Genomic DNA, 14,221 nt, shown 5'->3' with positions numbered 1-14,221 from the left:
CCTGGAGGGCTTCACATCTCGTGCTCGTTGCATCGGTCTGGCCGTGAGAGTTTGGTGCGAACAACCACGCAGCAGCTCTTGCTGTCTCTCAACCTCGGGTGTCAAGCGGCTTTACCGGAAGCTCACTGAAGTGCTCGCAGTTCGTCAGCAACAGTTGGAAGCGCAACGCGTGGCGTCTCAAGACGAACTTCCCACGACTGGAGACCATCACGGCCACATGGACTCACTCCGTCATGAGTTCTTGGATCGGATACTGAAGTTTTTTTCGTATTAGAGCGCAAGGTCGCGCATGTGTTTGTAGAGACGCCACATAGAGATCTGGAGAAATGAATGGTGTGAACCGTGGGATTTTCTGATGGGAGCTTTTCTGGGATTCCCTCACCCTAGCCCTCTCCCGGAGGGAGAGGGAATTGTTGTTGTTTAATCTAGGGTTTGAGAGGCGGTGGGCCAAACGTACCGCGTAAGAGGCAGGGAAGAATTATCGTAACTGTCTCTGCAAATCAGCGACATGCTGACCAAACTGGTTACGATTGAAGTTCTCGCGATCTTTCACGTCGTCGTAGAGTTGGTCAATTGCTTTTGCCAGTGACGTCTGCACAATCGCTGGATTGTTGCGGGCCATTGCATTGACCAGGGCGTTAATTGCCATAATCGCTTGCTCGACGGAGTGGACTTCAGATTCAACGAGATATGGTACATCGCCAGCAATGCGATCGATAATGCGTTTGGCTGCCGCATTGTCAAAGTTCGCTTTTTCAATGCTAGGAATGACTCGCCCAATGGTCGTTGCCAGGTCTGATGCCGTTGCCGCAACGCTTGCTGGTGGAGTATTGAGCTGGGCAATCTGCCCGGCGAGGCGCTCAACCTGTGAGTCGACTCGTGCTTTCTCGCCCGGAGCGAAGGTCGCGACGAGATGTTTCAATACGGCATAGCGAGCCGGGTTCCACGGTGGGCCACCGGTCTTGTGTTTGTAGCCACGCTGCTGCCGCCAATCTGAATCTTTCAGTGAGTGATGACAGGCATAACAATTCATGTCGCCAAATTCTGGCCACTGATTTGCCCGCGCCCGGCGTGCCATCTGTAACATACCTTCGCGAAATGATGAGGCTTGTCCTACGGCCCACGCCTTTGCGCCAGTGGGTTCGATATCGCCACCCGCTTTGCTTTTGGTGGTGTTCGGGGTCCAATGCGGTGGCATGACTGCAGTGTAGTTGTCCAGCTCAAAAATCATGTCTGGATGACCTGCAGCAATGAGGTCGTGGTTGACGGTCTTGGTTGCATCACCCAAATGACATGCTAAGCAATTCTTTGCGCGACTGTCTAATCCACGCAGATCACGCATCCCGGCTTTCACAGACTGTTCATGCGTCCAGCCGGTCGCTGTATGTTGAGAGAGCCAACCACCAGCCGGACCGTGACATGATTCACACGAAATGCCCTCAGCAAGATCGATCGCATTGGCCTGCAGATTTTTGGGGACATTCATCGCGTGGCAATCTAGGCAGATTTTGCTCTCGTGCGCTTTGGTCTTGATCTTCAGGTTGCGCATAATGCGCACCGATTTGTCAGCCAGCAACACATTGTATGCCTGCGTATGACGGTCTTGCTTGAGCCAAATGAAGTATTCGTTCTGCTTGACCTTGTAGAGGTCCCGCGGCTCGGTACTGCCATGACAGGTCACTGAGCCACAGCTTGCGGCGCCAACGTATTGGTCAACCTTCAGTGTTGGAGTTTCTAACGCTGCTGCAGGAGCTGTCTCTGTGGGAGGTGGAGACGCCGGTGCTGGTTCGGCTTCCTGGGCAGTGAGCGACGACACGCTGCTCATTGAGAGGACCACAGAGGCGGCTACAACCGCACTAATGAAACGAGCCATTCGGTTTTCTCGAAACATAACCCTCAACCCTCGCGTTTGATCGTTGCTTTTTCCTCGGAAGCTTGTTTACCGCCATCTTCTTTGGTTTCTATTCGGTCAATCCGGAGCGGCGGCCCTGGAGGAGTATCGGTGACCTGGAAGAGCTGGCCGTCACGCTTATACAGCTTTTGCATCTCATGCATATTGAATGGGCGTCCACCGATGCGGTTAAAGATACTGACCTGATTGCCACTTTCATCGACTGCACGATCACGATCTAAACCCTTGGCGATGAAGAGGGCAGGGCCGTGGGTGTGCCGTGTGGCAATCAATCGTGGCGATGGCCGTGGGCTAAATCCTAAGAATCCGGGGACAGTTTCCGGCGAGGTCAGTTGCAGCACTCGTAACCCGTTGTGACCATCGGCGACATAGGCGAACAAGCTTGCATTTGTCGATGCGACTTTGATGTCATGGGCATCGTTGATTTTCCCCTCGGCGTTGTACACCTGATCGATAAACGGTTTATCTGGTTTTTCGACATCAACAACGACGATACCCTGTGACCCTGCGGCCACGTAGGCATAGGTGCGAGCCACATAGACACTATGGGCATGCTCGATTGCCACTTGTCCCACAATCTTGGGACTTGCCGGATTGGTAACGTCGATAACCTTGAGTCCTTCTGCATCGGTGACAAACGCGTAACGGAACTGCACGCTGATCGAGCGTGGCTTCGACAGCGGGATCTCAGCAATAATGTTCGGCTTGAGTGGATCGTTAATGTCCACCACTACCAAACCACGATCACAACCAATGTAGACTGAAGTTCCAGCTACTGTCAGCGTTTCGGCACCTTTGAGCGCATCGCCAGGATTGAAGGTGAGGGCGCGCTCGAAGAAGTTGTTAGCAGGATCACGGTCGGCCAACGTATTGACATTGACGAGGATCAATCCTTCTTCACGGTCGCTGACATATGCGTAGTAATACAGCGAGTGCCAGGGTTGTTCTTCGTTATCTGGATCATGTTTGCGGTACGGTGCAATCGGCATGTTGGTGGGCAAGGCAACAGCGGTCGCATACTTGGTACGGATGTAGGTCCGTTGGCCAAGCGGTGAGACTGGTGCTGTCACAATCCGTTCGGAGAAGTCTTTGTTGTCGACGTTCGCAATGTCAAACGCTTCCATGCCTTTTGTGCCAAGGGCAGCGTAGAGATACTCGCCACGTTTTTCGACCTGTAGGACTTGGCTCCGTCCGTGATGATGGCGGGATTCCGTCAATTCCAAATCATGGTCCTGATGCGCTTTGTAGTTGGCAGGGTAGGCGAGTTTGTGCAGATAGCTGCCAATCACTGCTTGTGGCTCGTCCCACTCGGTGACGCCGATCGCTTCGAATCCTTCTTCGCCGGTGGCAACCCACGCGAAGCGACCCATGAAGTTGACGAAGTTGGTTCCCAAAGTGAGCAACTGGGCCATAACCGCATTGTTGTCATTGTTCTTAGAGACATGACAATCAGTGCAGGTCTTTGTTTCGGTCGTTCTCACCGTGTGAGGGAAATGGGTGTTAAACGCCTGGCTGCTATAACCCGGAGTCGAGATCGGGGGTTGCTGGATATAAAAGCGTTGTCGGTTGGTGTTGGTTGAACTCAAGATCAGTGCGCTCGACGAACGGACCGGAGCAATACGGTGATTCTTGTTAGAGCCGTGAATCCCGATCATGTAGATGTCTTCTCGGAGCACTTGGGGGTTATAGGAACTGTACTGTCTGGTTTCACCGCCTTCATAGTGCAACCGTTCGGACTTGACGTTGGCTTCTTGTGGGAGGTGACAGCCGAAACACGATGTGATCCATGAACTATGGCAGGTGAAGCAGGTCATCTTTTCGTTCGAGTGGGCGAGTTTCGCTTCCTCGACATGGCCATTACCCCAGGTTTTATTGTCACGTTGAATCGTCTTCGCGAGTCGGGCTTTCTCATTGTAATGACGATTCCCAGGAGTGATACTATCAATGATCTGCCGGACCTCCCATTCCATGCCTTTATTGACCATTGAACGTTGAACGAGAATTGGTTCCTTGGTAACGGGGTCGGTGCGCCAGGCAAAGCGCTGTTGGCCAAACGGCGTGGTGCCTACAGACAAGTCACTCCCCCCAAGCGGAGCGGCAGGCCCCGTGGTTCGCAGCGTTGCACGGGCTTTGTTGGTGCCGTGGCAGTCTTCACAGCCAATTTCGACGGCATCGGCATATTCACCCCAAATTTTTCCACCGCCGCCATGTGCATCAACTGTGAAGTGACAGTCGACACAGTGCATGCCTTTCTCAAGGTGAATATCCATGAGATGCACGGCTTTTTTCATCCATTTGGGATCACCGAACGGGACGACTTTACCATCTTTGTCGAGCAGATTACCTTTGCGATCTCGTTTATACGCGGCTTTGAAGACCCAGCCGTGACCATGATAGTCAGCGAACTGGGTGTGTTTGAGTTGCGGATTGAAATCGCTCACATTGGCGAGGAAATTCCGGTCAGTCCACAATCCGCGGGCTGCCGCGCCTTCTGGGTTGTGTTCTAGACTGATGCGTTTTTCTTGCTCTGTGGGATTTTTCTGCTCCTTAGGCCACATCATCTCACCGTCAGTTTCATAATCCCACATGTTGAAGCCATAGTAGGTGTTAACGAACTGGTTCGGTTGGTGCATGTGACAGACCATGCATTGGCTTGAAGGAATGGCGCGGGTAAGGCGGTGACGAATCGGATGACCGGACTCATTTTTCGGAATGGTCGGGTCAGCGGTGAAACTTTTGCCGAGATGACCAAACTGTGCGTATGGGCCAGAACGCACGGGATCTCGATCATTCGCATAGATCACATGACATCCCGTGCAACCACTCGAACGGTAATCGCCTGGATGGTCATTGGTGCCCATAAAAGACAAGTGCGGGTCATTCAGACGAGTCTTGTGAATGTTGAGGACGGGAATGCTGACGCGTAACCCGGTTCCTGGTCCGCGGTTGCTCAAACGGATATCTGGCTTCCCAGAATCGTCGCCTAAATTCGGGCTGCCAATTTCAGGAAAAGCAGAAGGTTGCAGGAGGCCGCCATCTTCGAATGCGCGGAAATTATCTCCTGGCTGCAGCGTTTCCCAGCGCGGAAGGGGAAGCAGAAAATCACGTTCGGCTTTTAATTTCTTTTCATACGCATTGAGGATGGGATTATATGTCTCTTCTTGTTTTTGTTCTGCCGTAGAAGGATTCTTTACCTTGATGGAAGCGGCTTCCCCATCGCGAGTGTAGGCCTCACCAACGATCGCACGCTTGGTAGAAATGATGCCGTTCGCGTATCCAGCCGCTGCCCAGAACACGGAAGCTGTGGTCATGGGGCTTTTCTTGGTCGCATTCACTTGAGCTTGATGACATGAGCCGCAGGTTTCATCGGCGATGCGTAAATCACCAGGATTGATAAAGCGAACGAACTCGGGAGACTCGCGGAGCAGACGCGTATACGTATGCTCTGGGTTGGATGACGTTGGCTTTCCATCCCTTTGCCAGAATTCAGGATGGCGGGGGTGGACATGCGCTTGTTTTTTTACGTCTTCGTATGCCGCTGCGTCTTTTGCGCTGCCAGGAGCAATGCTGGGTTGACTATTGCCGCCATGACAGTCCGTACATCCCAAGCGCACCACTGATGAGAGATGCATGGGCTCGATACCCTGGTGACAACTCAAGCAACCTGCACTCTTTTGGTCGGCTTCGGCTTGCGTTTGCAGCATCAATGCAGATTGTTCGGCCTTCTTTGGAGAAGAACCTGTACTGACTGCTTGTTCGCCTGACGATGGAGTCCAGGCGATGAGGGTAACAAATGAAATGAGGATCGCAGCGAGCGCTAAACCCCCTCCTGACCGCAGGAACCAGGATTGTGATGGCGATAGCATCCCCAATCTCTCCTTAGAATGTCAAAATAACGTTGCTAAAACCGTGGAACTGCGCTGACCCCTGGCCATAAATATCACGGAACCCACCGCCGGGGAGAAACACCGCCGTTCCAACAAGAATGATGACGTTGTTATTAAGATACGGCCGGTATCGTAACCCTGCACTGAAATCCCACCCAAGCTCGTCTCCGACCCGCTTCTGAAACAGCAGAAACTTGAGCGGTTTGGTTGTGTCGAAGACCATGTAGTTCACATTAAAGATGCCTTTGACTTTTGGAGTGAACTCGGTGTCGAGGCCGACGTTGAACAGGTGAATACCGGGATTGACGAAATTGGGCTGTCCTTCATCTTTGCTACTCCGTAGATCAGGTAGCAGGCTGCCGCGATTGACGAGATTGACGCCGGTGCCGGTGAGTTTCACGCCGAGGCGGTTCCAGTAGCTGAATCCGCCGCCAGCAAAAGCTGGGTTGTCAAAAATTGCGTCAAAACCAGTCCCTCTGCCGTCGAGAGGGTCACCGTCACCAGAAGCGTGGAAATACGAAATCTTCGGACGTAACCAATCGCGATCAATCGAGAGTTCGAGGGCACCCATATACGCGGCAATGTTAATACTACGACCGGCAATGGGGTTACGCGTGTCGCGCCCAAGAACATAGTAGAAGGCCGAGTCGATATTGATGCGTTCATAGTGGCCAAAACTGGTCCAGCCTAAATATGTCGCATTGAGGGAATGTGGGCGAAAGGATCCCACTGGGTCTGGGCGTACTAAGAAATCATTTTGATCGAAGTGAAATGATTTCCCTTCCCACAGATGATGGACACTAAACTGGGTCGTGTACCCTTTCACGAGAAAATCTTGCCGGTAGTAGTTGGCAATCAAGAGTTTTTGGTCACGCAGACGATAGCGGTTCAATCCGCTGTTGGTATCTTTCTCCAACCGATCAAAATACACCAGGTTGTATTGATCTAAATTGTTATTGTAATTGCCAAACAACCGCACCCCGAGGGTCGTATCGGAAAAGACGAAGCCCTTGAAATCGCTGTTAAACGGCTGAATACCTGCGCGTATCGAAATGAAATCGTAATTGGGGCTGAGGTCGGCCAATTTGGCTTCCACAAAGGCTTCTTGTAAAGCTGGGTGCCCGTCGGTGCGGGTCGTGCCTCTTCGTACGCCAGGGAAGAGGGCGCCGCGCTCTTCGACTAACGCATAGTTAAGGTTGCCAATGAAAGTGAATTTCGCGCGCCAATCAAACGGTTTGAAAGCGGTATCGCCCTTGAACAGATCCGCCGACAAAATGAAATTCTGATTCAGGAGGAATTGGGTGTCGTTGCCAAGGAACTGTGCGCTGCCTGGGCGTTCACTACTAGGGCCGCTTGGGACCGGTGTCTTGCGGACCTCGGTCAGCGTATCCCAGGCACCAGTAAGGTTCAAAAACACATCTTGTGTTCCCCAGATCGGATAGTCGCCTTTCAAGACGTTCTGATTATAGGGATCCCACAGACTGCCTTTGACGTTCACTTCGTACGGTGGCGGGGTAATACGCCAGCGGTCTGTTGTGGCTTGGAACTCTGCCTCTGCGGATTCCTCCAGCGGCACGGGTTTGAACTCATCGGGAGGGGAGAGGAGCGGGCGCCGAACCGCAGTGCCTGGAGGACTGATGGTGACAGTTTGTACCGCGCTCGAACTCGCTCCTTGTACGTCACTCACCGTCACTGTCAGTTTGTAATTGCCCGGTGCGAGCCGTTCCGGCCAATCGATAATCCAGGTGCCTCCAGGGAGCACGATCGTCGAGGCGGTGGTCTTCCCGATCACCGCTATAACGCGTGACCCTTGGGGCGCGGTCGACGTACCGTGAAGACGAGGAGACACATCGGACGTGTAGATTGGTAAGCCGCGATTGATCGCGAGTGTGGGTGTTCCAGCCTCTGCGCCCCAGCTCTGGTGGGTCGCAGTGACGATGAGAAGCGAAAGGGCTGCAATCAATGCTCGCTTCCGTTTCATTTTTCTGAATGTGCTTGTACGCATGACGACCCCCCTCATTTCCCCACAGCTAGTGACATGACCTTATTTCGTGGCGTTTCTTGGGAACTTGAGATAGGCGAGACGGGCACCCCGAATAAAGAACTGATCCGCTCGGATCTTATCCGGTGGTTCGAATCCAACTGCTCCCGCAGCCGTGACAAAGTCATCTTGTTCAACTCCGTCACCACTGATTCCCAGACCACCGATAATCTCTCCGTTCCTGTATAACGGCAGACTCCCTGGGAAGAAGACAATGCCACTCTGATTCGGATTCGGCGCCTGTGTTCCTTGTGTACACGGGGTGATGGTGTCTGGGATATATAAAGAGCGGAAAAATGGTCCTTCGCCACCGGTATCGATGCCAGGTGGATAGAGGGGTTGGCTGCCGAAACTGAGCGTGCGATTACTAATGGACGTATCTTGCGGTACCCCAGGAAGGTCATCTCGGACATTAGCGTCAGCACCACTAAAATAGATCACATTGCGTGACTTGGCCGTTGCCACATCAATGCTAAAAATTGTCGCATCCGGCATGCGGAAGACGGCAAGGAGACTACCATCTACATCAGCCACCGAGATCATCATCTTGGTTTTTTGCCCACGTGGAAAACGGATGGCGGCGCGTGTCTCATTTGCGGTCCGCAGCGAATTCTGTACGATGCGGTCGACTTCCTCGACCGAGAGTTTCGAGCCAGCTTTGGGGCCAATCAAATACCCTTCAGGCGCAGCGCGACACACACCATTATTCTCGTCGCGATCAAAACACTGACCGTCGCGCGGACCACCTTGCGCAGGGAAGATGAGTTCTCCAGTTGGAGCTGGGTCTGGGTTGATCGCTTTGGGCAGTTTACCTTTGACAGCGAGATTGGCCACATCGCGATTCACGAATGGGAGTCGAATCCCATCAATGAACACACGCTCGCGCAAATCTCTGACAAAAAATGCAGGTACGGGAAGCACGCCCGTCTTCTTCGGCTGAAAGGCAGCGAGGAAAGCGACCAGTTCAGCGAAATCATTCGATGCATTGAGATTGGGAGAAAAATTTCCGACGACCCCGACTCCGCCTACAGCGGTGTTGCCTTTGAATAAGGGAATGCCGCCGCCATTGACGGCGACGATGTCTTCGTCGACAGGGTCTTTGTCAAAGAAATTCAATTTTCCTGTGGTAATACCAAGACTACAGCCACGACGATCACTACTATTGCACGAGAGACCACTGAGTGCCTTGGCACGCGGAACCTCTTTGCCGTCATTAAACGTGGCGTTAAATTCACACCCGCGATTGGTATTTTCGATGCCGTACAAGGCGGCGTTGGGAGTGAATCTGACTGCAGGGGGAAAATGGATGCCGCTGATGAAGCGGACGGTACGCGATGACAGTGGTGCTTGGTTGTGGCTAAAAAACGCTCCTGTTCGCGCAAGAGAAAGCGCAACTTCTGCAGCGTCATAGCGTGGATTACTGAGCAACGCCTCACCCGAGAAGTTTCCTGCAACCTGTGTCGGCGCTCCACTCTTACGGAATACTGCGAGCGGATTCCCGACCCGATCGACGACAGCCACGACCAGAGGCTGGTCAGTGACCGCGATGGCTGTGTCAATAATAGCCTGGACCTCACTAGCGCACAGCGGAGGGGTTGCTGGGTTACACGCCTGTGCGGCTGTAAAAGAGGGGAGACTGAAGCTAGATACAGAAAGCAGTACAAATAGCACTCCAGTCGAGAGTCGTATTCTCAGCATACGTGTTGTCCTTCCTACCCACCCGATGCGCTGATCAACGTAGAGTAGCACAAGTGGTGAACTGTCGTAAAGTCGGTCAACTCGGCCTGTGGAGCACTCAGGGAATTGCCTGAAGTGTGGTTGTCGAGAATGAAGAGTCGAAAGTGTTCCGTGAACTCTTGCGCTTACTATTTTTTCGTTTGCCCTACTGCTTTGGGGTCGTCTCCTTCAGTTAAGACTCGCTGCACGGTGAAATTCCCTAACCAATCGATATCTTTCGTCTTATCGTGATACAGATGGCAGGAAACACAATTCGTCGTCGCAGTGTGTTGCGACGACGAGGTGGCCGTCGCCACTTGTACATCCGCGCGATGACACTGTTGGCAGACTTTAATGCTGGGCAGGTTGACGTCTTTCGCGGATTTGCTCTTCGCCATATCGGTATGACATGCGGCGCACTCTAACAGTCGGTGATCTCTATGGGGATAGAGGCCATAAGGGAGCCACACCTTCGGAATAGCAACGCGTGCAATGGTCGGAATGCGTGCCTGCGGATTTTCTACCGCATGGCAGAAATTGCAGGTGATCGTGTACAAATGTTTTTCTGCCGCAGCCACCGACTGGCCTGAAGTCGGGGCCGTCACTACAGGTGACACCGATTCCACCGGTCGCGTGAGCCGCCCAGGAGAAAGGAGCAGCGGCGGAGTAGAAGGGGAGGGGGGAGGAGTATCCGCCCGCCGTTCTGCAAAGGTTACGACTAAGAAACCGTGCACGATGGAGGGCTCAGCGTGAGGTGCAGGCCGATTGTTCTGCATGCCAGGGAACACCAATTCATGGCAGCTTTTGCAGTGCTTTTCATAGACGATCGGAGCAATTTGTTTCCCGTCATCTGCCGTGGCATGGCAATCTTTACACGCTAATGTCACCTGACCCTTGGGGCTTTTGAGGTCCGCTTTAAGATGTTCATCATGGGGGAACGTCAATGTCGTGCGGTCACTTTGGTTCCCACCTGCTTCGTTCAGGCGTACCCGTTTTATCCCGATGCCACTTTTGAGTGAAATGGCAAACTCAGGGTGATCGCTCGCGAAGCTCGTGACTTTTTTCGCAAAGGTTGGCGCACTATCTTTTACCTTCAGGTCTTTATGGCAGGTCACGCACTGTTCGTTGGTCACCGCCGCGAGCTTTTTCTGTTCTTTGTGTTCGACGTGGCAAGAAATGCACGGTGGGGTCACGGTCTGTGTTGCGGCATGCAGTGGGCCCGCATGACACTTGATGCACAGTTGTTCCGGGGCTCCTTTGAACGGTTCGTGACACAGCCCACACTGCTTGCCAAACAACTCATGAGCAGTGGATACAGGAAGAGCGGTCTGAGAGCCTTTGTCATCTTGTGCGATGACCACTGAGCCCCAGACCATCGTAACGGCGCACACCAAGGCAAAAAGCAAGTGTCTCATATTCCATTGCTGCACAGAAGCGACGACAGGTAGTGATGAGCAGCCCCCTGGGGAAGATTGTCACACAAATACAATCCGTGATGCAAGGGTCAACAGCTCTTTTTCTCTAGCGCTTCCAGCTCCTATCATCCTGCGTGCAAAAAGTCTCGTGGCTTTCGGTTTCCCTTCTGAGAATTTTTATGGAATTTTATGAAACGAGGCGAACGAAGAAAAAAAGAGGGCTCAGGAACTGCCTGGCCCTCACGTGAACAACTACGGGGATGCCCTGGTACAACGGTTACGGACAGTCGATCACGCGACAGCCAAGTTCTTTTGCCCGGGTGCAGGTCGCTTCGCTTGCTTTGCCGTCCTCCTGAATATCCGAGGCTGGGGCTTCGATTGCGCAATCGCCGCTTGCCGCCGCGCGGCAAATAGCATCGAATGGGGCAATCGCTCGTTTCAATTCTTGCTGCGTGGCGTCAGGTGTGAGACGGGGAAGGGTCACAACGTCGGTGATGAGATCGACGTCAAAAAACGTGACTTTCCCATCCTGATTCAGATCAGCCTTCTGGTTGAACTTCTTCCCTCTCTCGGACTTGTCTGTTTCTTTGAGTACCGCGAGCACGTCGTCCCGATTGACCAACTTGTCGCTGTTGACATCTCCGACGGTGCACAGCTGAAAGCCAGGATCGCGTAAAAAGTCCACTTCCGACGTGTTCATCAAAATATTGATGTTGCTGACTCGCTCTCCGGGTTTGACATCGATCAACGAGTATACAAAAGGGTTATCGGTGGCGTTCGGCTTTTCGTCCCCACAGACAGTGATGTCGGAACCACAGCCTGTTATCGGACCGTTGTAGAATTCACCGATCTGTGGGTTGGGAAAGAAGGCAAACTTGGTGTTGTCATCCGTGTTGATCACAGGATCTAACTGACCGGTTAAGCCAATGAGCCCTGAAGTGCTGCGCACCGGAGATGAAAATCCGCCTTGAAAAACCGGGGTAGCGTGGATCAGGTACTTGCCAGGAGTGAGGTTTGCCAACGTATACGTATTTTCTTCTGGTGCTCCCACTGGGCGGGGCAAGCCGAAGCCAAGCTTCAAGAAGCCGCAGAAGCCGCGGAAACGATAGGCAGCCGAAGGAAATTTCCCGTTCAATTGCGTTTTACACTCCTCTACTCCAGCGCCGAATGGGTCATCGTTTCGCGAGCATGCGCCGAAGAGGCCACGAAACTGCACTTCATCAGCACCAGGTTGGTTGTCGTTGTTGTCGTCACTGAAAAGGACACCATTACAGCGGCTTGGGGCAAAAGAACTGCCTGTGATCTGCGAAACTGCTTCGCGCAAACTGCCAAACGTGTCTCCTGGATCGATTTTCCGGGCAACAACCAAGACGCCTTGTGCGGGTTTCAACTGACCAGGCATGTTCGGATCGGGGATGAAGACACGACCGGCAATCGTTCCGGTCGACGAGGTCGGGCGCGAGCAGCGCTGACTGGCTGCAGCCTTAGGGGTGCAGGGGTACAGTGTTGCCAGTGCACTTTCATCATCGCGTTCTGGAGTGCTGAACTGGTTACCGCTCAGGAGCGTAGGATACATTGTCTCAACGTGGATGGCATTGACTGCCGACAATTGATCGACGGGTGCAAAGATGAGTGTGCTTGGGGCTACCGGTGCTACTTGTGTGGCCAGGCGGCGCACTGAAGGATTCAAGAGGGCGGTGTCGCCGTTCACCGATCCATGGCCGATACCAAGGAAATGACCGATCTCATGGACCAGCACGCTTTCAAGAAAATTTACATTGGTATCAGCTGGTTCATTTGCTATCCGTGCCTGCTCAGCTTTAGCAGTAAACTCGGCGCCATTGATCACTGCAGAGCCGCCAATGATAGCACTTGCGGACGGGATGAATAATTCGGGACCAGAAACACCAACGACCCCGCTATCTTTTCCGAATATAAGCTCGATGATTTGTCCATCGTTGTCGAAGACAATGGGACTGGGGCAGTTTATAAGATTTTGATCGAGGCACGCTTTGCGGACATCACAAGCGAAACGAGTACGCTGACGATCAGGACCGTCGCTCCCAAAAACTTGACATGGCACCATGGTAGTGAAGTCCTCGATTGTGAGATCACGTTGGAACGGCGCGAGTACGGCAGGTGGAAGGGGAGGGAGAATGCGTTCTAAATTGTCGGCCTGTAGGACCACCCCTGGAAGGGTCACCCAGCGCTGAAATGCGCGGTCGACGATCTCTCTTGCCTGAAGATTACCAATTGTACCGAGATCGCCAGTCTCCACCACATAGAAGGCACGGCCATCAACCCAGGAAAAGGGTTGCCCAGTGGATTCATTGTAAAACAACGGTGCTCCAGCATGGGCTTGGCTGAGCAGAGTGCAAAGGTTCAGGACCAGCAGTAGCAAGGCAGTCCAGAAAGCGCCTAAGAGCCTCAGTATTTTTTGCATGTGCGTTCTCCTTTTATGGTTCTCCTTACTGCTGCCGTGAGCCTGCGATCGTGCGTAGAACAGTCAAGAAGCGTTCATACCGTGCTTCCTTGCCAGGCTCTGGGAGAGCACTGTCGGTGAGAGCGCTTTTGCGTAAGCTGCTGTTGGTGACGACTTTTTGACCAGAGGCAAGCGTAGTCACTGGTAACTTCCCTTGAGTGAGGCCAATCGGTGTGGTTAACCCGAGCTTGCCTGGTGCGGCAAGAAACACCACCGCTTCTTCGCCTACACTGTAGGTTGGTAGGCCAGCAATCTTGGCCGCAGAGAAAATACCCAGAGGCGCTTCACTGATGCGTTCGTCTGGGTGTGGTTTTGTTGTCGGCAGGCTCTGCCCTTGGGGGTCAAGTTGCTGGAAGGTGACTGTTTGACCGACGTCGCCTTTCACAGCTTCGGTCACAGTGAACGTGACTTCCAGCACTGGAATGTCCTGCGCGTTCACGCTGCGGGAGACCTTGGTACAGGTGCCGACAAAGACTTTGTCCGCGCGTTGCGTCAGTTCTTCGATGTTGAACGGCGTGACCATGACGGCGTCGGTACGAGTCACGAACAGCAGCGCGGTTAGGAAAGAGCCTAAGAGTCGCAGAGTGTTCTTCATGAGCGTTCTCCTTGGTGCGATCTTGTTTGTCGTAGATTGTCTCCCATGTCATTCCCGCAAAGGCGGGGCCCCAGAAAGGGAAAATGGCAAAGGCTAGAGCAATTTGCGATTGAACCTACCATAGGACCTCCACTTACGACCCTCACCCTATCCCTCTCCCTGCCAGGGAGAGG

7 protein-coding genes are annotated in these 14,221 nt (G+C 53.1%); all 7 read right to left on the bottom strand.

What is annotated here, in order from left to right:
• Window positions 1-478: 478 nt before the first annotated feature.
• A complete protein-coding gene (locus FJ147_00735) occupies window positions 479-1,891 on the bottom strand; it encodes a hypothetical protein (protein ID MBM4254403.1) in 1,413 nt (470 codons plus the stop codon).
• Window positions 1,892-1,896: 5 nt separating this feature from the next.
• Window positions 1,897-5,778: a hypothetical protein gene (locus FJ147_00730; GenBank protein ID MBM4254402.1), complete on the bottom strand. Its 3,882-nt coding sequence runs from the start codon at window positions 5,776-5,778 to the stop codon at window positions 1,897-1,899.
• Window positions 5,779-5,791: 13 nt separating this feature from the next.
• A complete protein-coding gene (locus FJ147_00725; protein MBM4254401.1) occupies window positions 5,792-7,780 on the bottom strand; it encodes a hypothetical protein in 1,989 nt (662 codons plus the stop codon).
• 63 nt (window positions 7,781-7,843) lie between these two features.
• The gene (locus tag FJ147_00720; protein MBM4254400.1) at window positions 7,844-9,538 is read right to left on the bottom strand and encodes a hypothetical protein; all 1,695 of its coding nucleotides are present in this window, start codon (window positions 9,536-9,538) and stop codon (window positions 7,844-7,846) included.
• 167 nt (window positions 9,539-9,705) lie between these two features.
• On the bottom strand, window positions 9,706-10,971 hold the full coding sequence (locus FJ147_00715) for a hypothetical protein (GenBank protein ID MBM4254399.1): 1,266 nt from the start codon (window positions 10,969-10,971) through the stop codon (window positions 9,706-9,708).
• A gap of 277 nt (window positions 10,972-11,248) precedes the next feature.
• The gene (locus FJ147_00710; protein MBM4254398.1) at window positions 11,249-13,414 is read right to left on the bottom strand and encodes a hypothetical protein; all 2,166 of its coding nucleotides are present in this window, start codon (window positions 13,412-13,414) and stop codon (window positions 11,249-11,251) included.
• Window positions 13,415-13,439: 25 nt separating this feature from the next.
• Entirely contained in the window at window positions 13,440-14,048 is a 609-nt protein-coding gene (locus FJ147_00705; GenBank protein ID MBM4254397.1) for a hypothetical protein, read from the bottom strand.
• Between the last annotated feature and the right edge of the window lie 173 nt (window positions 14,049-14,221).

Source organism: Deltaproteobacteria bacterium (genome assembly GCA_016874775.1).
GTDB lineage: Bacteria > Desulfobacterota > Binatia > Bin18 > Bin18 > VGTJ01.
Note: the sequence above shows the minus strand (reverse complement) of the source record. Positions and strands in the feature narration are given on the sequence as shown.

Excerpts from the sequence above, each read along its gene's own strand:
- FJ147_00735 (MBM4254403.1), bottom strand. The coding sequence starts at position 1,891 with ATGTTTCGAGAAAACCGAATGGCTCGTTTCATTAGTGCGGTTGTAGCC.
- FJ147_00730 (MBM4254402.1), bottom strand. The coding sequence starts at position 5,778 with ATGCTATCGCCATCACAATCCTGGTTCCTGCGGTCAGGAGGGGGTTTA.
- FJ147_00725 (MBM4254401.1), bottom strand. The coding sequence starts at position 7,780 with ATGAAACGGAAGCGAGCATTGATTGCAGCCCTTTCGCTTCTCATCGTC.
- FJ147_00720 (MBM4254400.1), bottom strand. The coding sequence starts at position 9,538 with ATGCTGAGAATACGACTCTCGACTGGAGTGCTATTTGTACTGCTTTCT.
- FJ147_00715 (MBM4254399.1), bottom strand. The coding sequence starts at position 10,971 with ATGAGACACTTGCTTTTTGCCTTGGTGTGCGCCGTTACGATGGTCTGG.
- FJ147_00710 (MBM4254398.1), bottom strand. The coding sequence starts at position 13,414 with ATGCAAAAAATACTGAGGCTCTTAGGCGCTTTCTGGACTGCCTTGCTA.
- FJ147_00705 (MBM4254397.1), bottom strand. The coding sequence starts at position 14,048 with ATGAAGAACACTCTGCGACTCTTAGGCTCTTTCCTAACCGCGCTGCTG.